The 19,557-nt window shown below is 67.1% G+C and carries 25 protein-coding genes and 1 riboswitch; of the genes, 21 read left to right on the top strand and 4 right to left on the bottom strand.

What is annotated here, in order from left to right:
• Positions 1-42 precede the first annotated feature (42 nt).
• The 12 genes from IDF66_RS03130 to IDF66_RS03075 all read left to right on the top strand — a co-directional run bounded on the left by IDF66_RS03130 (position 43) and on the right by IDF66_RS03075 (position 8,703).
• On the top strand, positions 43-699 hold the full coding sequence (locus tag IDF66_RS03130) for a glycosyltransferase family 2 protein (RefSeq protein ID WP_190265691.1): 657 nt from the start codon (positions 43-45) through the stop codon (positions 697-699).
• The gene (locus IDF66_RS03125; RefSeq protein WP_190265690.1) at positions 696-1,388 is read left to right on the top strand and encodes a TIGR04282 family arsenosugar biosynthesis glycosyltransferase; all 693 of its coding nucleotides are present in this window, start codon (positions 696-698) and stop codon (positions 1,386-1,388) included. The genes IDF66_RS03130 and IDF66_RS03125 overlap by 4 nt, the downstream gene beginning before the upstream one ends.
• Positions 1,388-2,071 (top strand): class I SAM-dependent methyltransferase, encoded by a 684-nt coding sequence (locus IDF66_RS03120; protein WP_223309100.1) that lies wholly within the window; start codon positions 1,388-1,390, stop codon positions 2,069-2,071. The genes IDF66_RS03125 and IDF66_RS03120 overlap by 1 nt, the downstream gene beginning before the upstream one ends.
• Positions 2,068-3,201 (top strand): molybdopterin-dependent oxidoreductase, encoded by a 1,134-nt coding sequence (locus IDF66_RS03115; protein ID WP_190265689.1) that lies wholly within the window; start codon positions 2,068-2,070, stop codon positions 3,199-3,201. Before IDF66_RS03120 ends, IDF66_RS03115 begins: the two co-directional genes overlap by 4 nt.
• Entirely contained in the window at positions 3,201-3,635 is a 435-nt protein-coding gene (locus IDF66_RS03110) for a hypothetical protein (protein WP_190265688.1), read from the top strand. The genes IDF66_RS03115 and IDF66_RS03110 overlap by 1 nt, the downstream gene beginning before the upstream one ends.
• Before the next feature lie 58 nt (positions 3,636-3,693).
• On the top strand, positions 3,694-4,305 hold the full coding sequence (locus IDF66_RS03105; RefSeq protein WP_164309353.1) for an MSMEG_1061 family FMN-dependent PPOX-type flavoprotein: 612 nt from the start codon (positions 3,694-3,696) through the stop codon (positions 4,303-4,305).
• Between the two features lie 55 nt (positions 4,306-4,360).
• The gene (locus tag IDF66_RS03100) at positions 4,361-4,609 is read left to right on the top strand and encodes a DUF2630 family protein (RefSeq protein WP_190265687.1); all 249 of its coding nucleotides are present in this window, start codon (positions 4,361-4,363) and stop codon (positions 4,607-4,609) included.
• Positions 4,610-4,742: 133 nt separating this feature from the next.
• Positions 4,743-6,623, top strand: a complete 1,881-nt coding sequence (locus IDF66_RS03095) for a propionyl-CoA synthetase (protein ID WP_190265686.1) — start codon at positions 4,743-4,745, stop codon at positions 6,621-6,623.
• A gap of 5 nt (positions 6,624-6,628) precedes the next feature.
• The gene (locus tag IDF66_RS03090; RefSeq protein ID WP_190265685.1) at positions 6,629-7,135 is read left to right on the top strand and encodes a DUF6790 family protein; all 507 of its coding nucleotides are present in this window, start codon (positions 6,629-6,631) and stop codon (positions 7,133-7,135) included.
• 19 nt (positions 7,136-7,154) lie between these two features.
• A riboswitch (Fluoride riboswitch) is annotated at positions 7,155-7,244 on the top strand.
• Positions 7,245-7,263: 19 nt separating this feature from the next.
• A complete protein-coding gene (locus tag IDF66_RS03085) occupies positions 7,264-7,764 on the top strand; it encodes a fluoride efflux transporter FluC (RefSeq protein ID WP_190265684.1) in 501 nt (166 codons plus the stop codon).
• Positions 7,761-8,129: a fluoride efflux transporter CrcB gene (crcB, locus tag IDF66_RS03080; protein ID WP_190265683.1), complete on the top strand. Its 369-nt coding sequence runs from the start codon at positions 7,761-7,763 to the stop codon at positions 8,127-8,129. Before IDF66_RS03085 ends, crcB begins: the two co-directional genes overlap by 4 nt.
• 40 nt (positions 8,130-8,169) lie before the next feature.
• On the top strand, positions 8,170-8,703 hold the full coding sequence (locus IDF66_RS03075) for a universal stress protein (RefSeq protein WP_190265682.1): 534 nt from the start codon (positions 8,170-8,172) through the stop codon (positions 8,701-8,703).
• A gap of 165 nt (positions 8,704-8,868) precedes the next feature.
• Here the strand turns inward: IDF66_RS03075 and IDF66_RS03070 are convergent, their stop codons facing one another.
• Both IDF66_RS03070 and IDF66_RS03065 read right to left on the bottom strand, forming a co-directional pair.
• Positions 8,869-10,092 (bottom strand): acyl-CoA dehydrogenase family protein, encoded by a 1,224-nt coding sequence (locus IDF66_RS03070; RefSeq protein ID WP_164308884.1) that lies wholly within the window; start codon positions 10,090-10,092, stop codon positions 8,869-8,871.
• A gap of 22 nt (positions 10,093-10,114) precedes the next feature.
• On the bottom strand, positions 10,115-11,503 hold the full coding sequence (locus tag IDF66_RS03065; protein ID WP_223309099.1) for an acyl-CoA dehydrogenase family protein: 1,389 nt from the start codon (positions 11,501-11,503) through the stop codon (positions 10,115-10,117).
• Positions 11,504-11,658: 155 nt separating this feature from the next.
• Between IDF66_RS03065 and IDF66_RS03060 the strand changes: the two genes are divergently transcribed.
• The gene (locus tag IDF66_RS03060; protein WP_317628570.1) at positions 11,659-12,141 is read left to right on the top strand and encodes a DUF2752 domain-containing protein; all 483 of its coding nucleotides are present in this window, start codon (positions 11,659-11,661) and stop codon (positions 12,139-12,141) included.
• Positions 12,142-12,217: 76 nt separating this feature from the next.
• Positions 12,218-12,877 (top strand): MBL fold metallo-hydrolase, encoded by a 660-nt coding sequence (locus IDF66_RS03055; protein ID WP_164308887.1) that lies wholly within the window; start codon positions 12,218-12,220, stop codon positions 12,875-12,877.
• Between the two features lie 16 nt (positions 12,878-12,893).
• On the opposite strand, the gene IDF66_RS03050 is transcribed toward IDF66_RS03055, so the two are convergent.
• Both IDF66_RS03050 and hisN read right to left on the bottom strand, forming a co-directional pair.
• Positions 12,894-13,289 carry a VOC family protein gene (locus IDF66_RS03050; protein WP_190265680.1) on the bottom strand — a complete coding sequence of 132 codons (396 nt, stop codon included), beginning with the start codon at positions 13,287-13,289 and terminating at the stop codon, positions 12,894-12,896.
• 86 nt (positions 13,290-13,375) lie between these two features.
• Entirely contained in the window at positions 13,376-14,197 is an 822-nt protein-coding gene (gene hisN, locus IDF66_RS03045) for a histidinol-phosphatase (protein WP_164308889.1), read from the bottom strand.
• A gap of 107 nt (positions 14,198-14,304) precedes the next feature.
• Between hisN and IDF66_RS03040 the strand changes: the two genes are divergently transcribed.
• The 7 genes from IDF66_RS03040 to smpB all read left to right on the top strand — a co-directional run bounded on the left by IDF66_RS03040 (position 14,305) and on the right by smpB (position 19,550).
• Positions 14,305-14,700 (top strand): hypothetical protein, encoded by a 396-nt coding sequence (locus IDF66_RS03040; protein ID WP_190265679.1) that lies wholly within the window; start codon positions 14,305-14,307, stop codon positions 14,698-14,700.
• An 82-nt stretch (positions 14,701-14,782) separates the two neighbouring features.
• Positions 14,783-15,898 (top strand): peptide chain release factor 2, encoded by a 1,116-nt coding sequence (gene prfB, locus IDF66_RS03035; RefSeq protein WP_164308891.1) that lies wholly within the window; start codon positions 14,783-14,785, stop codon positions 15,896-15,898.
• Positions 15,891-16,847, top strand: a complete 957-nt coding sequence (locus IDF66_RS03030) for a mechanosensitive ion channel family protein (protein ID WP_164308892.1) — start codon at positions 15,891-15,893, stop codon at positions 16,845-16,847. The genes prfB and IDF66_RS03030 overlap by 8 nt, the downstream gene beginning before the upstream one ends.
• On the top strand, positions 16,837-17,295 hold the full coding sequence (locus IDF66_RS03025) for a hypothetical protein (RefSeq protein ID WP_190265678.1): 459 nt from the start codon (positions 16,837-16,839) through the stop codon (positions 17,293-17,295). Before IDF66_RS03030 ends, IDF66_RS03025 begins: the two co-directional genes overlap by 11 nt.
• 72 nt (positions 17,296-17,367) lie before the next feature.
• On the top strand, positions 17,368-18,054 hold the full coding sequence (gene ftsE, locus IDF66_RS03020; RefSeq protein ID WP_164308894.1) for a cell division ATP-binding protein FtsE: 687 nt from the start codon (positions 17,368-17,370) through the stop codon (positions 18,052-18,054).
• A gap of 88 nt (positions 18,055-18,142) precedes the next feature.
• Positions 18,143-19,051 (top strand): permease-like cell division protein FtsX, encoded by a 909-nt coding sequence (gene ftsX, locus IDF66_RS03015; RefSeq protein WP_190265677.1) that lies wholly within the window; start codon positions 18,143-18,145, stop codon positions 19,049-19,051.
• 25 nt (positions 19,052-19,076) lie between these two features.
• Positions 19,077-19,550: an SsrA-binding protein SmpB gene (gene smpB, locus IDF66_RS03010; protein ID WP_164308896.1), complete on the top strand. Its 474-nt coding sequence runs from the start codon at positions 19,077-19,079 to the stop codon at positions 19,548-19,550.
• The last annotated feature ends 7 nt before the right edge of the window (positions 19,551-19,557 follow it).

Below are 19,557 nucleotides of genomic sequence, written 5' to 3'. Positions count from 1 at the left end.
GAACCCTGTTCACGGGCGCCAACCGCTCATAGCGTGGGATTCATGAGCGCTGTCGACGTATCCGTGATCATTCCCTGCCGAAACGAGCGCGGGGCGATCGTCTCTGTCCTGGAAAGGATTCCGGATGGTTTCGAGGCGATCGTGGTGGACAACGGTTCCATCGACGGCACTGCGGAGGTGGCCGCCGAGTGCGGTGTGCGGGTGATCGCCGAACCGCGGCCCGGATACGGGTCGGCCGTCCATGCCGGGGTGTTGGCGGCGCGGCGACCGATCGTCTGCACCATCGACGGAGACGGGTCGATGTCGCCGACCGAGCTGCCCGGCCTCGTCGACCGGTTGCGTGCGGGAGCCGACCTGGTCGTCGGCCGCCGTCGGCCCACCCGGCCCGAGGCGTGGCCGCTCCATGCGCGTGCCGGGTCGGCCGCCGTCGCGTGGTGGCTCCGTCGGCGATACGGATTGCCGGTCAACGACATAGGTCCCATGCGAGCGATCGAGCGCGAGCGACTGCTGGCCCTCGGGATCGAGGATCGGCGCTCGGGATACCCGGTTGAACTGCTCGTGCGCGCAGCACGATCCGGCCTGCGGGTGTCCGAGTGTGCGGTCACCTATACGCCGCGAACCGCAGGACGTTCCAAGGTGTCCGGCTCCATCGCCGGATCGGTGCAGGCGGGTCGGGACTTCCTGGCGGCCTTGTCATGAGACCGTCGGCCGCCCGGAACACCGACGCCGTGCTCATCGTGGCCAAGGCGCCGATTCCGGGTGCGGCGAAGACGCGACTCATCCCGAGATTCGGTCCGCGGGTGGCGGCCGACCTCGCCGCGGCCGCGCTCGTCGACACCGTCCGAACGGCCCGCACGGCCGGCGCAGAGGTCATCGTCGCGATGGCAGGCGAACCGGCGCAGGGTGCGCGGCCCGCCGAACTCGCGGATCTGCTGCGCCACTGCACGGTCATCGGCCAGCGCGGCGCGACCTTCGGTCATCGCCTCCGCAACGCCCACGTCGACGCGGTCGCACTCGGCGTCGACCGGGTGCTGCAGATCGGCATGGACACACCGCAGGTGACGGCGCGTGATCTCCGTGCGGGCCTGCGGTTGTTGTGTTCCGATGCCGCCGTCCTCGGGCCCGCCGCGGACGGCGGCTGGTGGGCGCTGGGACTGGTCGGTGGTCGCGGAGCGGATGTCTTGCCGGATGTTGCGATGTCCACCCCGGACACCCGCGCCGATACCGAATACGGACTTCGTCGCGAGGGCCTGGTGGTGCGGCCACTGCGTACGCTCGTCGATGTCGACCGGCCCGACGACGTCGCGGCGGTGGCCGGACTCTGTGCGCCGCAGAGCGCATTCGCGACCAGGGTGCGAATGCTGGACCCGTTCGGTGTGAGCGCCTGATGACCGCCGCGCCCGACCACGACCCGATAGGTGTGCCAGGTCCGTCCGCCGTGCCGCCGACCCACGATCTGATACTGCGCGCCGATGCGTGTTTCCTCAGGCATGCCGATGGCACACTGGATCGGCTGCCGGTGTCACGGTGGCGCGGTGAGTCGACGGATCCGGGTGATCGGGCGTTCGATGAGGAGCTGGTCTCACGATGTCCGGGTACCACCATCGATCTCGGCTGCGGTCCGGGACGTTTCGTCGCCGCGCTGACGGCCCGGGACCGGGTCGCGCTGGGCGTGGATCATTCCCGTGCGGCGGTCGCCGAGGCGCGTCGTCGGGGAGCGGTCGCGCTCTGCCGCAACATCTTCGACAGGCTACCCGGCGAGGGGCGCTGGCAGAACGTGCTCGTGATGGACGGGAACGTCGGCATCGGCGGGAACCCGACCAGGGTGTTGCGACGAGCCGCCACCTTGATCGATCCGGCGGGGGTTGTCCACGTGGAACTCGATCCCGACGTGGAACACGTCGACCACCAGACCGTCCGACTTGAGTCGGGCGGGTCGGTCGGTCCCTGGTTCCCCTGGGCGCGGCTGGGCGTCCTGGGGCTCGAGGACGCGGCGCGCCAGAGCGCACTCGAGGTCCGATCGATTCGTCGGATCGCTGAACGCGAAGTGGCGGAACTGGTCTCGCGATGACCTCGGCGGTCGAAACAGACGAATCGGAAGGCGAACGGCGGGCTCGCGCCACCCGCGTGGGACTCGCGCTGGCCACCTGCTTCGCCACGTGTTTCGTGACCGGGTTGCTGAGTCACTGGATTCAGCATCCGCCGGGGTGGTTCGCCTGGCCGTCGACGCCGGTATGGCTGTACCGCACCACACAGGGTGTTCACGTCCTCTCGGGAATCGCCGCGATACCTCTGTTGCTGATCAAACTCGGAGTGGTCTACCGCAAGCTCTTCGAGCGACCACTCATCGGATCGCCGGTGCGTCTCATCGAACGGCTGTCGATCGCGGTGCTGGTGTCGGCGAGCATCTTCCAACTGCTGACCGGTCTGCTCAACATCGCCCAGTGGTATCCATGGCGCTTCTTTTTCACCACGACCCACCACGCGATGGCCTACATCGTGATCGGGGCCCTGCTGGTGCATGTCGCGGTGAAGCTGCCGATCATCCGTGTCGCACTGGGTGAGGCCGAGCCCGAACAGACGGTCGACGACAACGGCCGACGACGGCCCGGTGGCCTCGACCGTCGTACGGTCCTGCTGGGGGCAGGTGGTGCCGTCGCGGTCGCCGTCGTGGCCTTCGCCGGGCAGACCGTGCCCGCACTCCGGCGCGTCGCGGTGTTCGCGCCCCGAAGCGGTGCCGGTCCTGCGGGTCTGCCGGTGAATCGCACTGCCGAGCAGGCACAGGTGACCGTGGCCGCCACCTCCGACTCCTACCGTCTCGCGGTGTCCGGGCCTGCCGGCGACGTCTCCTGGGATCTGGCCGCCCTCCGAGCCCTGCCGCAACACACGGAGTCGCTGCCGATCACCTGCGTCGAGGGCTGGAGTGCCGACGCGGTGTGGTCGGGGGTGCGCCTGCGCGACCTGGTCCGGGCGGTCGGCGGGACCGTCGGCGCGCCGGTGCGGGTGATCTCACTGGAGCGAGGGCCATATGCGGTCAGCACGGTGCCGTCGTCCCATGCGGCCGATCCCCGCACGCTGCTCGCACTGCGTCTGCACGGTGCCGATCTCGACATCGACCACGGGTTCCCGGTGCGGCTCATCGCCCCGAATCTGCCCGGGGTCATGCAGACGAAATGGGTCGGCAGGATCGAGGTGTCGTGATGGTGATGCGGCTGTTCCGGATCGGTCTGGTGCTGACCGGGTGCGTCCTCGTCATCCGTGGTCTGGCGTTGATCTGGTCGTTCTCCTCCGGCGACCGACTGTCGATCGTGCTGTGGCTGGCGGCCGGGCTCCTGGCCCACGACCTGGTCTTCGCGCCGCTGTGCCTGATGGTCGCCGCGATCACACGCCGCGCACTCCCACCTGCGTGGTGCACTCCCGTGTTGCTCGCGCTGGCGTACACGAACTTGCTGGTCATGCTCGCCTTACCGGTGCTCGCACCGCGCCCGGCAGGAGAGCGGCCGGCCAATGCGACCATCCTCGACCGCCCGTTCGGGTGGGGCCTGACCATTGCGATCGTGCTGGTGTGGGCGGTGCTCGGCGCCGTGATGGTGGTCTCGGCGCGCCGTCGCCGAGCGTTGACACGAGTCCCGTGATCGCGCGCAGGTCGACAGGATTTCGTCGGCTGCGCGGCGTGGTGAGACCATGGGTTCCGTGGAGATCACCACCGAGGAGCAACTGCGCGGGATAGTCGGCCATCCGCACGAGACCGTCGTGACAAAGGTCCGGTCGTCGCTGCATCAGGTCCACATCGACTGGCTGGCAGCGACCCCGATCGTGTTCCTCGCGACGTCTGATGCATCCGGTGGGCTCGATGTGTCCCCGAAGGGGGACCCGCCCGGCAAGGTGGTGCATGTGATCGACGAGACGCGGATCGCCATCCCGGAACGTCCCGGCAACCGGCGGGTCGACGGCTACCTCAACATCCTGCAGAATCCGCACATCGGGACCATCGCGGTGATCCCGGGTCGCGGGGACACGCTGCGGATCAACGGCTCGGCCCGGATCGTCGACGACGGCGACTACTTCGACCGCCTCGCCGTGAAGGACCGGCGGCCGATCCTGGCCGTCGAGATCGACATCGAAGAGATCTTCTTCCACTGCTCCAAGGCGTTCCTTCGATCGGATCTCTGGCGTCCCGACACCTGGCGACCGGAAGCGCTGCCCAGCACCGCCAAGATCACCAAGACGCTGATGCCGGAACTCGACGAGGCGGAGCTCGAAGAGGGGTTCGCGGAGGCGAATTTCCGCAAGTGGCTGTACTGATCCGCATGCCGCTGTTCCGACGCGTCTGGCGGTGGGGCGGACTACCGTGGGGGACATGGCAACCGACAAGTCGATCCATGGGCACATCACCGACCTGATCGCCGAGGAGCGCGAGTTGCGCGACAAGCTGGGCCGAGGTGAGATCTCCCGCGACGAGGAGAACAGTCGACTACGCGACGTCGAGGTGTCGCTCGACCAGTGCTGGGATCTGCTGCGCCAGCGGCAGGCGAAGCGTGACGCCGGTGCCGACCCGGACGATGCGTCGGTGCGGCCCGCCGACGTCGTCGAGAAGTATCTGGACTGACCCGGGCGGCGTCGCCAACGCGTTCACCGGGGGTCGACAGGAACCGACATCGGGGTGGCGATCACATGGCTACGCTCGAACCGACGTACCGCACCGTCCGTGACACACGGGTGAGCGAGTGAGAGGGACCGCGATGGGTCGATACAGCGAAGCGTTCGCGCAGGCGAGAGATGACCGGGAGACCTTCTGGCTGGCGGCGGCCGAGGGCGTCGACTGGGTGGCGCCGCCCACCACGGCGCTCGACGATTCCGCTGCGCCGTTCTACCGCTGGTTTCCCGACGCGACGTTGAACACGTCGTACAACGCCCTGGATCGTCACGTCGAGGGCGGGCACGGAGATCGCACCGCACTCATCTGGGACTCGGCGATGATCGGCGAGACCCGGACGTTCAGCTACGCGCGACTACTCGACGAGGTGTCGCGGTTCGCCGGAGTGCTTTCGTCGAACGGTGTGGCTGCGGGTGATCGGGTGGTGATCTACATGCCGATGATCCCGGAGGCCGCGATCGCCATGCTGGCGTGTGCCCGGATCGGGGCAGTGCACTCGGTGGTGTTCGGCGGCTTCGCGGCTCCCGAGTTGGCGAGCCGTATCGACGACGCCGAACCTGTCGCGATCGTCACCGCATCCGGCGGCCTGGAGCCGGGTCGGTCGGTTCCGTACCTGCCGATGGTGGCTCGCGCCGTCGAACTGGCGGCGTCTCCGCCGGTCACGGTCGTCGTCAAGGATCGCCCCGAGATCACCGGCAGCGCAGCCGATCACGACGGCTGGCTCGACTGGGACACGACGATGGCCGATGCGCGCCCGGTTGGGCCGGTGCCGGTCGCCGCGACGGACCCGCTCTACATCCTGTACACCTCGGGGACCACCGGGAAGCCCAAAGGGGTGGTCCGGGACAATGGTGGCCATGCCGTCGCACTCACGTGGTCGATGAGCACCATCTACGGTATCGAGCCGGGCGACGTGTGGTGGACGGCGTCGGACGTCGGCTGGGTGGTCGGACACTCCTATATCGTGTACGGGCCGTTGCTGATCGGTGCGACGACGGTGATGTACGAGGGCAAGCCGGTCGGAACGCCCGACGCCGGGGCGTTCTGGCGGGTCGTCGCCGATCATGGTGTCCGCGCGCTGTTCACCGCACCGACCGCGATCCGTGCCATCCGCAAGGCGGATCCCGACGCCGCCGAACTCGCGCGGTACGACACATCCTCTCTGCGAACACTGTTCGCAGCAGGCGAGCGGCTGGACCCGGACACCTTCGGGTGGGCCACCCGCGTGCTCGGGGTTCCCGTCGTCGATCACTGGTGGCAGACGGAGACGGGCTGGGCGATCGCGGCGAATCTCCGTGGGCTGGAACCGATGCCGCTGAAGGCCGGCTCGCCGACCGTACCCGTTCCGGGCTACCGCGTCGGGGTCGTCGATGCCGAGGGCACTCAGCTCGCGGCGGGGGAGGAAGGCAATATCGTCATCGAACTGCCCCTTCCGCCGGGCACGTTGGCCGGCCTGTGGCACGACGAGGAGCGATTCCGTACCTCATACCTGTCCGCGTTCGAGGGTTATTACCTGACAGGCGATTCCGGCTATGTGGATGCCGACGGCTACGTCTTCGTGCTCGGGCGGTCCGACGACGTCATCAACGTCGCCGGGCATCGCCTGTCCACCGGCAGCATCGAGGCGGTGGTGGCGTCGCACCCGGCGGTCGCGGAATGTGCGGTGATCGGCATCCACGACGACCTCAAGGGGCAGCGTCCGAGCGGTTACGTGGTCCTCAAGGCGGGCGTCGAGATCGAACCGGACACGTTGCGGGACGAGCTGGTCGCCATGGTGCGCGATGAGATCGGCGCCGTTGCCACCTTCCGCGACGTCACGGTCGTGCCGGCCCTGCCGAAGACCCGGTCGGGCAAGATCCTGCGCAAGACGATGCGTCAGATCGCCGACCACCAGGACTACACGGTGCCCTCGACCATCGAGGATGCCGACGTGCTGGCGGATCTGGCGAAGCAACTGGGCGGCTGACGGCGGTGGCCGACGTCGACGCGGGTAACGGCCTCGACCGGGCACTGAGGCTGTCGATCCAGGTGATCCCGTTCGTGGGTCTGATCGGTACGGTGGTGTCCACGGCCATCGACGCAGCCACTGCGGGTGGCGATCTCGGTTCCGACCTGCTCGCGAACTCGATCCTCTGGATGATCGGTGTGCAGGGATGGATGACCGGCTTCGGGCACATGTTCTTCGGTGAGCCGATCGCCGCGTCCATCGGCTGGCCGGCAAAGACGCCCTGGCAGTGGGAGGTCGGACTGGCCAGTCTGGCGACGGGTGTCCTGGGCGTGATCGCCTCGGCATTCGGCACCGAGTTCTGGCTGGCGACGATCATCGCCTTCGCGGTGTTCTATCTCGGCGCGGCGGTCGGTCACGTGCGAGAGATGCTGGTGCACCGCAACTTCGCGCCGGGCAACGCCGGGCCGATCTTGTTCTTCGACGTGATCGTGCCGATCTACCTGATCGTGTTGTACGTGGTCGTCACGTGAGATCTGGGTCGGGTGTAGGGTTGCGGCGGGTGATGGATCTCGCCCGGGCCGACGGTGACAGCTGTCCGTGCCCGAACCGCCGATGCCGGCTGATGGTTCCTGTTCCGATCGACGGATAGGGCTGCTGCATGGGTTCGTATCATTCCGCGGATCGTCCAGGTCAGGACGATCCGTACGCCGACCTCCCGATCGACCCTGATGCCGTCCGCCCGATACACCTGCGGGTATCCGCACTCGCCTGGGTGTTTGCCGGTGGTATGGTCGGCACCGGTCTGCGCTACGGGGTCGAGCAGTTGCTGCCGGCCGAGGGGACCGGGTGGCCGTGGGGCACATTCCTGGTCAACGTGCTGGGCGCGTTCCTCCTCGGAGCGTTGCTGGAAGGCCTGGTCCTCGCCGGTGACGACGACGGATGGCGTCGCCGCACGCGGCTCCTCGCCGGTACCGGATTCTGCGGTTCCTTCACCACCTACAGCACTTTCGCGCTCGAGGCGTCGTTGCTCGCGCACCGCGGTGCGGCGCTGGTCGCCGTCGGTTACGGGGTGACGACCGTGATCGTCGGGCTGTTGTGCGCGTGGCTCGGGATCGCAGCTGCGGGGGCGCTGTTGGGCAGGCGCGGTGAGGTGTCGTGACGGTCGTCGCGGTGATGCTCGCCGGCGCCCTGGGGGCGGTGGCCCGTTTCGTCGTGGACGGCGCGATCAAACAGTGGCGGCCGACGACCTTCCCCTGGGCGACGTTCATCATCAACGTCAGCGGTTCGCTACTGCTGGGGTTCCTGGCCGGGCTGGTCATGTTCCACTCTGCTCCGACGGGATGGCAGACGGTCCTCGGTACCGGATTCTGCGGCGGCTACACGACTTTCAGCACCGCGAGTTTCGAGACCGTGCGGCTCGCCGAGAAGCGTCGGACGATGTCGGCAGCTGTGTACGCACTCGGATCGGTACTCGTCAGTTCTCTCGTCTGCGGGCTCGGTCTGGTGCTGGCGTGGGCACTGTGACATCTCGGCGCGAGGCGCCGATCGGGCGAAAGGAGTTGTGATGGAACGAGATGTCGACTTCGGCCAGCAGCCTGGCCCGACGCCGTTGCGACGACACCTACCCGGACCACCGCCGCGCGAACGTGCCCACGCGAGTGTTGTGGTGGGGTGGGACCGGAATCCGGCCAGTACCGCCGCGCTGCGCTTCGCGGTGGACCTCGCACATCGGCTCACCGCGCACGTACATGTCGTGCACATCGTCGATCTCGATGACATACCGGTGGACCCGGACGCGCCGGACTGGGAGCAACAGTTGCGAGCCACCATCATCGGTGAGGTCGCCGAGGCCCGCGACCTGCTGAACACGCTGGCCGCATCGTGGACCTATCACAGTGGCCACGGTACTGCAGCCGACCTGCTGTCGGTTGTCGCGGACCGCTACTCGGCATTGATGGTGGTGATCGGCAGTCCGCGCGGCGGAGTGCTGTCCCATCTCGATTCGGTTCTGGGGCAGTCGGTTGCGCAGGCCCTGATCGGAATGCGCAGGACGCCGTTGCTCCTCGTGCCGGGCACCGAACCGCCGTCGGCCGAGTAGGCGTCGAGCGGAGCGAGGCGCGTTTCGAGGCCGGTTCTCGTGTGGGAGAGCTGGTCTCGATACGGCACTCACTTCGTTCGCGCCTACTCGACCGGCGGATTGGGTGCGCCTACTCGACCGGCGGATCGAGGTGCGCTAACTCGACCGGCGGATCGAGGTGTCGTGCTACTTCAGCTCGGTGCTGCTCTTGTTGAGCACGCGCCGCGCGATGATGAGGTTCTGGATCTGCTGGGTGCCTTCGAAGATGTCCAGGATCTTCGAGTCACGGGCCCACTTCTCCACCAGCAGTCGTTCCGAATACCCCAGGGTGCCGGTCAATTCCACCACTTTGTTGGTGATGTCGGTCCCGGTGCGTCCGGCCTTCGCCTTGGACATCGAGGCCTCGAGGGAGTTCGGCTCCTTGTTGTCGGCCATCCACGCGGCGCGCATCGTGTGCAGATACGACGCCTCGAAATCGCTTTCCATCCGGATGAACTCGGCCGCGGCGGCATGCTGGTCGGCAGCCGGGCGGTCGTAGTCGATCTCGATGCCGGCCTCTTCCAGGATGCGACGCAGTTCTTCGAGCGCGGCGCGGGCGACGCCAACGGCCATACCCGCGACCATCGGTCGCGTGTTGTCGAAGGTCTGCATGACACCGCCGAAGCCCTTCTTGGTGTCCACCTCCGGCGATCCCAGCAGATTGGCCTTGGGGATGCGGCAGTTCTCGAAGCGGATGACCGCCGTGTCGGAGACGCGGATGCCGAGCTTGTGTTCGAGGCGGACGACCTCGACTCCCGGATGTTCGCGCGGCACCACGAAACTCTTGATGGCCGCGCGGCCCAGGCTCTTGTCGACCGACGCCCACACCACGATGTGCGTGGCGCGCGAACCCGCGGTGACGAAGATCTTCTCGCCGTTGAGGACGTAGTCGTCGCCGTCGGGGGTTGCGGTGGTGGACACGGCCGCCGAGTCCGAACCGAAGCTCGGCTCGGTGATGGCCATCGCGGCCCACACCTTGCCGAAGTTCTTCAGCTGCTCGTCGGTCGCGACGGCGGCGATCGCCGCGTTGCCCAGCCCCTGATAGGGGATGGTCAGCATCAGGCCGACGTCGCCCCACGAGGTCTCCATCGTGTTGATCACCGACTGCATGTTGCCGCCGTTGACCACTGCGCCCTCGGGCCGAGGCCGGTCGGACTTCTTCTGGCTGCGGCCGCCGTCCGCGCCCGCACCGGCCTGCCCGGCCTCGGCGAGACCGTCGTAGAGGCTCGCGAGGGTGTCGAGTTCGACGGGATATTCGTGCTCGCGCAGGTCGTACTTGCGAGAGATCGGCCGGAAGATCTCCGCGGCCGCCTGGTGGGCCTGGTCGATCGTCGCGCCCAGTTTCTTGGGGAGTTCGAGGTTGATGCTCATGTCAGTGTCCCTGTTCTGGCCGTCAGAGGACGACGATGCCTTCGCCGATGCCTGCGCCACGCAGGTCGCGGTACCAACGCTCCACGGGGTGCTCCTTGGTGAAGCCGTGGCCGCCGAGCAACTGGACCCCGTCGAGACCGATCTGCAGCCCCTTGTCGATGGTCAGCTTGCGGGAGAGCGCCGCCTCACGGGCGAACGACAACCCCTGCTCGGCGCGCGCCGCGCCACGCAGCGTGACCAGCCGGATCGAGTCGACCTCGGTCGCGATGTTGGCGACCATGAAGGCCACTGCCTGGCGGTTGGAGATCGGCTCGCCGAACGCCTCGCGCTCGTTGACGTAGGGGATCACGTAGTCGAGGACAGCCTTTGCGGTACCGGCGGCCAACGCCGACCAGCCCAGCCGCGACAGGCGCACGACGTCGCGGTAGGCGACGGTGGCGGCCTCGCCCTCGGTCCCTCCGAGGAGGGCGGATTCGGGCACGGCGACATCCTGCAGGAGCAGGCGTCCCATGCCCGCCGCCCGCACGCCCATGCCCGGGTCGGCCTCCACGATCAGGCCCTTCGTGTCGGACTCGACGATGAACAGTGCGGGCCGGCCGTCGAGCTGCGCGCCGACGATGAAGAGTTCGGATGATCCCGCCGCGGGCACGAACGACTTCACCCCGTTGAGGCGGTAGCCGCTGGGCACCCTGGTGGCCTTGGTCTCGAGCGCGAAGGCGTCGAAAAGCGGACGCGGCTCGGCGATCACGACCGCCGACTGCGGTACGTTCTCACCGGCGAAGTCGGGCAGATAGGTGCGCTGCTGCTCGTCGGTGCCGAAATTCGTCAGAGTGGTCGCGACCCCGCTCGGCGCGAGCAGCGGAAGCGCGAGACCCATGTCGCCGTAGGCCATCGATTCGGCGACCAACGCGTTGGTCACCACGCCCCGCTCGGATGCGGCGCCCTCGAACTCCTCGGGGACGTTGATCATGGTGATGCCGAGCTCGGCCGACCGCTTCAGGATCTCCTCGGGCGCGGCGGCGGCGTTGTCGGCGTCGTAGGCGGCCGGGCGCAGGATCTCGACGGCGAATTCCTTCACCGTCTCGGCGATCATCTGCTGCTCGTCGTCCGGGTTGAGGTTGAAGTAGTCCTTCGGGGCCGTCGTCAGACGCTTCGCCTGACCGGAACCGCCGCCCTGGGCCGCCTTGAACGCCCGGTTCGCGGCACCGAGCGTCTGGAAGCCCGTCTTGGTGCCCTGGAAGGCGATCCGGTTGATGGGCTCGCGGATCTTGTACTTCTCCGCGAACTCGGATCCGGTCACCGTGGTCAGCACGCGCATCGCGGTACCGATGAACGAACGTGGGTGCGGATTCTTTCCGACGGCGGAGGTGTCGCGCGGTTCGGTGTGCCGCGACTCGGTCTGTGAGGTCATGATCACCAGCTGTTTCTCGGGCGGTTGGGGCCGCGTCCGGACGGACTCGCGACCCGATCTTACTCGGTAGTAAGTACTGACCTTACTATCCGGTAAGGAGCTTGTCACGCAGCTCGCCGATGACGATGCCGTCACGATCGATCTACGCTGGTCGGGTGAGCACGGGCGAGCACGCAACGGTCCGGCCGAGTGGGTCCGCCGGGCCCGGGCGGCCCGGTGCGGGCGGCCGTCTGACCGTAGCCGCTGTCGGTGCTGCAGGATTCACGGCGCTCGGGCTCGCGACGGTACTCGGCCCACAGGTGGTCGACCGCGGCCCAACGCTGTGTCCGTTCCTTCGGATCACCGGACTGCCCTGTCCGGCCTGCGGGCTCACCCGCAGTTGGGTCGCACTCGGGCACGGCGACCTGGCGTCGGCGTTCTCGTTCAACGCCTTCGGGCCCCTGTCCATGGTGGTGGTCACCGTCGTCACCGTCGTCGCGATCGGCTCGTTGGTGACCGGACGTCCGGCTCTCACGCGACTGCAGCGCACCCTCACGAGCCCGGTCGCCCTGGCCGTCCTGGTGGTGTGGCTCGGCTACGGGATCGCGCGTGCCGTCGACGCGGGATTCGGGTGGGGAGTCTTTCCCGCGATCGCGTGACCGCGGTGGGCCGGTAGGTGTGGCGCGGTGAGTGTCGCGACGTGACGTCGGCGTGGGTCGGGAGCAGAGTGGACCCATGCAGATCACTCACTTCGGTCATTCGTGCGTCCTGGTGGAGATCGACGGAACCAAGATCCTCTTCGACCCGGGCAACTTCTCCCACGGATTCGACGGCGTCACCGGGCTGGACGCGATCCTCATCACCCATCAGCATCCCGATCATTGCGACGTCGCCCGGTTGCCCGACCTCGTCGCGGCGAATCCGGATGCGATCCGCTACGCGGACCCGCAGACCGCGTCACAGCTCAACGGCGACGATGTCGCGGGACCGTGGCAGACGGCCAACGCGGGGTCGCATGTGCAGATCGGGGCGGTGACGGCGCGTTTCACCGGCGGTCGCCACGCCGTCATCCATCCCGAGATCCCGGTGATCGACAACGTCGCCTACGTCCTGGACACGAAGTCGATGACGGGCCGGTTCATGCATCCCGGCGATTCGTTCTACATCCCGTTCGAGACCGTGGACGTGCTCGCGCTGCCGTCGGCGGCGCCCTGGATGAAGCTGAGTGAGTCGGTCGATTACCTCCGTGCGATGGCACCGCGCGTCGCCGTGCCGATTCACCAGGCGATCCTGTCCGACGCCGGCACCGGCATCCACTACGGACGGCTGTCCGACATGAAGGACTCCGCGACCGAGTTCGTGGTCCTCGACGAGGAGTCGGCCACGGATCTCTAGTCGCCTGATCCGGCGCTCACGCAGGTGGGGCGAAGAACTCGAGAGCGATGCCGTCGGGATCGCGAAACGAGATGCCCGAGCCGTAATGAGCGTGCTTCACGCCGTCGTGCGCGATGCCGAGTTCATCGAGTCGGGTCGTCCATGAATCGAGTTCATCGCGGCCGACGGCGAACGCGAGGTGATCGAGTCCGGTGCGTCGTTCATCGAAGGCGTCCGCAGGTCCCGGCTCGGTGTGCGTGTGCAAGCCGAAGAGCATGCCCCCGTCGAGTGCGAACACGGTGTGATGGAAGGTGCCCGACTCCTCGTCCTCGTCGAGTACGGGGCTCGATCCGAAGAGTTCGGTGTACCAGCGCGTGCTGGCGTCGAGGTCGGTGACGGTGATGGCAGCGTGGGTCAACGCGGGAAATGCCATGTCCGGTTCTCCTTGGTCGGCGAGTGCCCCCGTCTCACCGATCCTAGGCGTGCCGACACCGGCAGTGAACTCTCCGAATGGACGGTTCAGGGGCGGTTCGGAGCGGGTGCGAGTGCCTCGAGTACTGGGTTCTGGAGCCGTCCGTTGGTCGCGACGGCGCTGCCGCCGGACGGTCCGGCGGTGCCGTCGAGTGCGGTGAAACTCCCGCCGGCCTCGCGGACCAGGATGTCGAGGGCGGCGAGGTCCCAGAGCGAGACCTCGGGTTCGGCCGCGATGTCGACGGCACCCTCGGCGACCAGACAGTAGTTCCAGAAGTCGCCGTAGCCGCGGACCCGCCACACCCCATCGGTCAGCGCGATGAACTCGTCGCGGATACCCCGATCCGCCCAGCCCGACAGGCTCGAGAACGCGAGGCTGGCCGACGGCAGGTCGGCGACCGCGGACACGGACAGCCGACGCGGCAACTCCTCACCGTCGAACGTCGAGAATGCGCCGAGGCCCTCGGCGGCCCACCATCGTCGGCGCAGTGCAGGCGCCGAGACCACGCCGACCCGCGGGACACCGTCGACGAGGAGTGCGACCAGGGTGGCCCACACAGGCACACCGCGCACGAAGTTCTTCGTGCCGTCGATGGGGTCGACGACCCATTGCCGACCGGTCAGCACGGCATCCCCGCCGAACTCCTCACCGAGGACCGCATCGTCGGGGCGTCGCGCGGCGAGCCGTTGGCGCACCATGGTCTCGCAGGCGAGGTCGGCGTCGGAGACGGGAGTGAGGTCGGGCTTGTCGTCGACGCGCAGATCGACCGCGCCGAACCGTTCCGTCGTCAGGGCATCGGCCGAGTCCGCTAGCGACAGCGCGAGTTCGAGATCGTCGGAGATCCCGGTTGGCCCGAGGTCGTGTGGCATGCGGGTAGGTTATCGCCACCGCCAGGCACGTCACACCGGAGATCGACGATGGCCTCCGCCGGAGCAGTACGTCGGATTTGCCCGACCGCCGACGGTAGGGTGGGTTCATGTGGCTCGCGGTGGCGTTCAGTGCGATCTTGGCGGCTCTTCTGGTGGCGTTGCTCGTCCAATGGCAGCGCGGGCGTAACCCACGCCCGCTCGACCCGTCGAGGGCGGGTCAGTTCGTGCAGGGCACGCTGACGGTCACCGGTGTCAGCGACCGGCCCGACCAGGGCGATGCCAAGGGCGAGCGATACTGCACGGTGTCGGGGACGATCGTCGGACCACAGACCGATCCCGCGGAGGTCTACGGAACCCTCGTGTTCGGCGAGCACGACCCATGGCCCCAGATCGGCGCCGATCTGCCGGTCGTCTACAAGCCGGGGAAGGCGACATCGACGTGGCGGTTCGGCGAGTTGCCGCCGATGGATGCGCCGCCATCCGGTCAGTTCCCGCCCGCGTGATCGACTGCGCCACGGGGTAGTGGGCCACGAGGTGGTGGCAGGGGCATACCGAGACGGTTTTGCCCCGGTAGTCTTGATCACCGTGCATCCCGACGTAACCGCAGACCTCGAATCCATCGGCACCACCTTGACCACGGTCGAGAAGGTGCTCGACCTCGACGAGTTGCGTCGACGGATCGACGAGCTGGAGATGCAGGCCTCTGACCCGGAGCTATGGAACAACCAGGAGCACGCGCAGAAGGTCACCAGTGAGCTGTCGCATGCGCAGTCGGAGTTCCGCAAGGTGAGTGAACTGCGTCAGCGCCTCGACGATCTCCCCGTCCACTACGAGCTCGCCGAGTCCGAGGACGGGGACGACAAGGTCGCCGCACTGGCGGATGCCGATGCCGAGCGCGCATCGTTGCGGGCCGATGTGGAGGCCATGGAGGTCAAGACCATGCTGGCCGGCGAGTACGACCAGCGTGACGCCCTGGTCAACATCCGTTCCGGCGCAGGTGGCGTGGATGCTGCGGACTGGGCGCAGATGCTGATGCGGATGTACATCCGCTGGGCGGAGAAGCACAACTACGGCGTCGAGGTGTACGACACCTCCTACGCGGAGGAGGCGGGCATCAAGAGCGCCACCTTCACGGTGAAGGCGCCGTACATGTACGGCACGCTGTCGGTCGAACAGGGCACCCATCGGCTGGTGCGCATCAGTCCGTTCGACAACCAGAGCCGTCGGCAGACCTCGTTCGCCGAGGTCGAGGTGCTGCCCGTGGTCGAGACCACCGACCACATCGACGTCGACGAGAACGACGTGAAGGTCGATGTGTATCGGTCCTCGGGACCCGGTGGCCAGTCGGTCAACACCACCGACTCGGCGGTCCGCTTGACCCACATCCCGACCGGGATCGTGGTGACCTGTCAGAACGAGAAGAGCCAGCTGCAGAACAAGGCGTCGGCGATGCGCGTCCTGCAGGCGAAGCTGCTCGAACGCAAGCGCCAGGAGGAACGGGCCGAACTCGACGCCCTGAAGGGCGACGGCGGTTCGAGCTGGGGCAACCAGATGCGTTCGTATGTCCTGCACCCGTATCAGATGGTCAAGGACCTGCGGACCAACGTGGAGGACAACAACCCGACCGCGGTCATCGACGGCGACATCGACAAGTTCATCGAAGCCGGAATCCGATGGCGGATGGCCTCGGCGGATGCGTGACCTGACGCCTCTGGCGTTTGCCGACGGCGCGACGGCATCGGTGCTGGGGCGGTTCTACGTCTGGGCGGCCACCGACGGACTCGAGATCCTGATCTGGATTCTCGGTGGTCTCCTCGTCATCCGCTGCATCCGTTGGTCGGCCGACAAATACGCGGCTCGCGTCGAATCGCAGTTCCACAACAGCGACCTCATCGTCCAAACCGAGGACTCCAAGCATCGGCGGGCCCTCGTCGACGTGGTCGCATGGACGATGATCGTGATCGTGGCGATCATCGTGATCCTGCGGATCATGGTGGTCTTCAACATCCCGATCACCGGGCTGACCGGACCCGGTGCAGTCATCGGTGCGGCTCTCGGTTTCGGCGCCCAACGCGTCGTCCAAGATATTCTCGCGGGTTTCTTCGTCGTCGCCGAGAAACAGTACGGCTATGGCGACGTGGTCAGCCTCGCGGTCACCGGAGGCATGCTCGCCGAGGGCACCGTCGAGGACGTCACGTTGCGTATGACCAAGCTCCGCACCAGCGAGGGCGAGGTGATCACGGTGCCGAACGGTCAGATCATCAAGGCGACCAACCTCTCCAAGGACTGGGCACGAGCGGTGGTCGACGTCCCGGTGCCTGCCGAGGCCGACATCGCGAAGGTCAACGAGACACTGGATCGGGTCGGAACCGACTTCTACGAGGAGAAGCGGTGGCATGACCTGATGCTCGACCCGCCCTCGCCGCTGGGCGTCATCGACCTCGAGTTGGACTCGATCACCGTCCGCGTGGTGGCACGTACGCTGCCGGGCAAGCAGTTCGACATCAGTCGCGCCCTGCGTGTCAGCATCGTGCGGGCCCTGGCGCGCGAGGGGATCACGGTGGCGCCGGGGCGCGAGGTGGAGGCCGCGAGTGCCCCGCCCGCCGCGCTCGCCGATGAGCTCGGGAAGGCGAAGCATCGTGACGAGTGAGCACGACGACCGCGGCGAGGTCGGGCACCGTGAACCGCGCGACTGGCGACACGTCTACAAGACCCGTATGCGCACGAGTACGGCCATCTTGCTGATCGTCTTCTTCGGATCGGTCGTGCTCTACGGCTACACCTCCCAGCGCTATGGGGTGGTCGCCCCACCCGCACCGCAGCCGGCACGGACGACGCCGTCGAGCACCACGACCACCGAGACACCGAAGCCGTCCTCGACGCCGAGTTCGACACCGTCGTCGACCTCGACCACGGAGTCGACGACGACCACGGGCAATGAGACCGGCCAGAACGACACCCCCGGCGGTGATCGGACCGGTCAGCAGACGGGCACCACCACGACACGTCAGACCATCCCTGGTCTGCCGGGCGTGACACTGCCGAATTTCGGTAATGCACCGCCGACCGGGGACGAGAGTTCGGTGCCGCAACGGTGAACGCCGAGCATGGGTCGACGGTGGCGCAGACCTGAGCGGTCCTCTCAGGGCCCACGGTTACACTGGCTTCTCGTGATCACGCTGGAGAACGTCACGATGAAGTACAAGGCTTCCAGCCGACCGGCCCTGTCAGACCTCAGTCTCGAGGTCGACAAGGGTGAGTTCGCGTTCCTGATCGGTCCGTCGGGCTCGGGCAAGTCCACCTTCTTCCGACTGCTGTTGAAGGAAGACAAGCCGACGTCGGGGCAGGTTTACGTGGGCGAGTTCCATGTCAACACGCTCAAGGCGCGCTCGGTGCCCAAGCTGCGTCAATCGATCGGCTGCGTGTTCCAGGACTTCCGTCTGCTGCAGCAGAAGTCGGTGTCGGACAACGTCGCCTTCGCCCTCGAGGTCATCGGCAAGCCGCCGTCGACGATCCGCCGGGTGGTGCCCGAGGTGCTCGACTACGTCGGGCTCGCGGGCAAGGCCGACCGGATGCCAAACGAACTCTCGGGCGGAGAGATGCAGCGGGTCGCGATCGCCCGGGCGATCGTCAATCGCCCGCTCGTCCTGCTCGCCGACGAGCCGACCGGAAATCTCGATCCGGAGACCAGCGAGGAGATCGTCGATGTGCTCGACCGGGTGAACCGGCGCGGCACGACGGTGGTCATGGCCACCCATGACCGCCACATCGTCGACGCGATGCGCCGGCGGGTCCTCGAGTTCGACAACGGCAGGCTGGTCCGCAACGACCCGCAAGGCGTGTACGGCATCGGTTAGCCGAGCGCCCGCAACCCGCCCCGTGACACGACCGCCGGAGGGAAACCGCCCCTTCCGCCCTCGATCCCTGTAAGGACTGCGCACTCCCATGCGAGCGAACTTCATCATCAGTGAGGTCCTCAACGGTCTCCGCCGCAATGTGACCATGACGATCGCCATGATCCTGACCACGGCGATCACTCTCGGCATCTTCGGTGGTGGACTGTTGGTGATCCAGATGGCCGACAAGAGTCAGAAGATCTTCCTCGACCGGGTGGAGATGCAGTTCTTCATCAATGACGCGGTCTCCGAAGCGGACCCGAACTGCCAGCAGGCGCCGTGTTCGGTCCTGCGCACCGAGATCCAGAACCAGCCAGGCGTCGGCTCGGTGACCTTCATCGATCGCAAGGAGGCCTTCGAGGCCGCCAAGCAGACGTTCAAGGACAACCCCGACATCGCCGACAACATCCGCGAGGGCACCATCCCGGCGTCGCTCAAGGTGCGGATGTCCGATCCCTCGCAATTCGGGCCGGTGCTCGACGAGTTCAAGGACCGGAAGGATCTCGGCGTCGACGGGGCGCTCGACCAGCGTGAGTTGGTGAAACGAATATTCAGTGTGCTCGACGGAACCCGCAACGCCGCCTTCGCCGTTGCGCTCGTGCTCGCTCTCGCGGCGATCCTGTTGATCGTCAACACGGTGCAGGTGGCGGCATTCACCCGTCGGACCGAGGTGTCGATCATGCGATTGGTGGGCGCCACCCGGTGGTACACGCAGCTGCCGTTCCTGCTCGAGGCGGTGGTCGCGGCCCTTGTCGGTGCATTCCTTGCGATCGGAGGGCTCTTCACCGCGAAGGTCCTCTTCTTCGACAAGGCCCTGGCGGATCTGTACGGTGTCAACATCCTGGCGCGTATCGGGGCATCCGACGTGCTGTTCGTGTCCCCGTGGCTCATCATCGGTGGAATTCTGTTGTCAGGCGTCACCGCATATGTGACGCTTCGCGTATACGTCCGCGAGTGACGAACCAGTACGAGGAGGTGTTGAGATGGTGAAGGAGAAGGGCCGCACGGTCATCGCGACGAACCGTAAGGCGCGCTACAACTACGCCATCCTCGACACCTACGAGGCCGGGATCGCGTTGCTGGGCACCGAGGTGAAGAGCCTGCGGGACGGCAAGGCGTCGCTCGTCGATGCCTTTGCCACCGTCGATGACGGTGAGATCTGGCTGCGCGCGCTGCACATCCCCGAATACGGGAGCGGGTCGTGGACCAACCACACGCCGCGCCGCAACCGGAAGCTCTTGATGCACCGGCGTGAGATCGACAACCTGATCGGCAAGATCCGGGACGGGAATCTCACCCTGGTCCCGCTGTCGATGTATTTCAGCGACGGCAAGGTGAAGGTGGAACTCGCACTCGCGCGAGGCAAGCAGGCGCACGACAAACGACAGGACATCGCGCGGCGGACCGCGCAGCGTGAAGTGGCCCGCGAGATTGGTCGTCGCGTCAAGGGGATGTGATCGGTGC

It is taken from the genome of Gordonia hankookensis (assembly GCF_014673215.1).
GTDB classification, from domain to species: Bacteria; Actinomycetota; Actinomycetes; order Mycobacteriales; family Mycobacteriaceae; genus Gordonia; species Gordonia hankookensis.
This window is presented reverse-complemented; position numbering and strand designations above follow the sequence as displayed.

Bases quoted from the DNA above. Each gene is read 5' to 3' on its own strand.
- smpB (WP_164308896.1), top strand. From the start codon at position 19,077: ATGGTGAAGGAGAAGGGCCGCACGGTCATCGCGACGAACCGTAAGGCG.
- IDF66_RS03030 (WP_164308892.1), top strand. From the start codon at position 15,891: ATGCGTGACCTGACGCCTCTGGCGTTTGCCGACGGCGCGACGGCATCG.
- IDF66_RS03130 (WP_190265691.1), top strand. From the start codon at position 43: ATGAGCGCTGTCGACGTATCCGTGATCATTCCCTGCCGAAACGAGCGC.
- IDF66_RS03085 (WP_190265684.1), top strand. From the start codon at position 7,264: ATGGGTTCGTATCATTCCGCGGATCGTCCAGGTCAGGACGATCCGTAC.
- IDF66_RS03120 (WP_223309100.1), top strand. From the start codon at position 1,388: ATGACCGCCGCGCCCGACCACGACCCGATAGGTGTGCCAGGTCCGTCC.
- IDF66_RS03125 (WP_190265690.1), top strand. From the start codon at position 696: ATGAGACCGTCGGCCGCCCGGAACACCGACGCCGTGCTCATCGTGGCC.
- ftsX (WP_190265677.1), top strand. From the start codon at position 18,143: ATGCGAGCGAACTTCATCATCAGTGAGGTCCTCAACGGTCTCCGCCGC.
- IDF66_RS03095 (WP_190265686.1), top strand. From the start codon at position 4,743: ATGGGTCGATACAGCGAAGCGTTCGCGCAGGCGAGAGATGACCGGGAG.
- IDF66_RS03055 (WP_164308887.1), top strand. From the start codon at position 12,218: ATGCAGATCACTCACTTCGGTCATTCGTGCGTCCTGGTGGAGATCGAC.
- IDF66_RS03065 (WP_223309099.1), bottom strand. From the start codon at position 11,503: ATGACCTCACAGACCGAGTCGCGGCACACCGAACCGCGCGACACCTCC.
- IDF66_RS03050 (WP_190265680.1), bottom strand. From the start codon at position 13,289: ATGGCATTTCCCGCGTTGACCCACGCTGCCATCACCGTCACCGACCTC.
- IDF66_RS03115 (WP_190265689.1), top strand. From the start codon at position 2,068: ATGACCTCGGCGGTCGAAACAGACGAATCGGAAGGCGAACGGCGGGCT.
- IDF66_RS03100 (WP_190265687.1), top strand. From the start codon at position 4,361: ATGGCAACCGACAAGTCGATCCATGGGCACATCACCGACCTGATCGCC.
- hisN (WP_164308889.1), bottom strand. From the start codon at position 14,197: ATGCCACACGACCTCGGGCCAACCGGGATCTCCGACGATCTCGAACTC.
- IDF66_RS03110 (WP_190265688.1), top strand. From the start codon at position 3,201: ATGGTGATGCGGCTGTTCCGGATCGGTCTGGTGCTGACCGGGTGCGTC.
- IDF66_RS03075 (WP_190265682.1), top strand. From the start codon at position 8,170: ATGGAACGAGATGTCGACTTCGGCCAGCAGCCTGGCCCGACGCCGTTG.
- IDF66_RS03040 (WP_190265679.1), top strand. From the start codon at position 14,305: ATGTGGCTCGCGGTGGCGTTCAGTGCGATCTTGGCGGCTCTTCTGGTG.
- IDF66_RS03070 (WP_164308884.1), bottom strand. From the start codon at position 10,092: ATGAGCATCAACCTCGAACTCCCCAAGAAACTGGGCGCGACGATCGAC.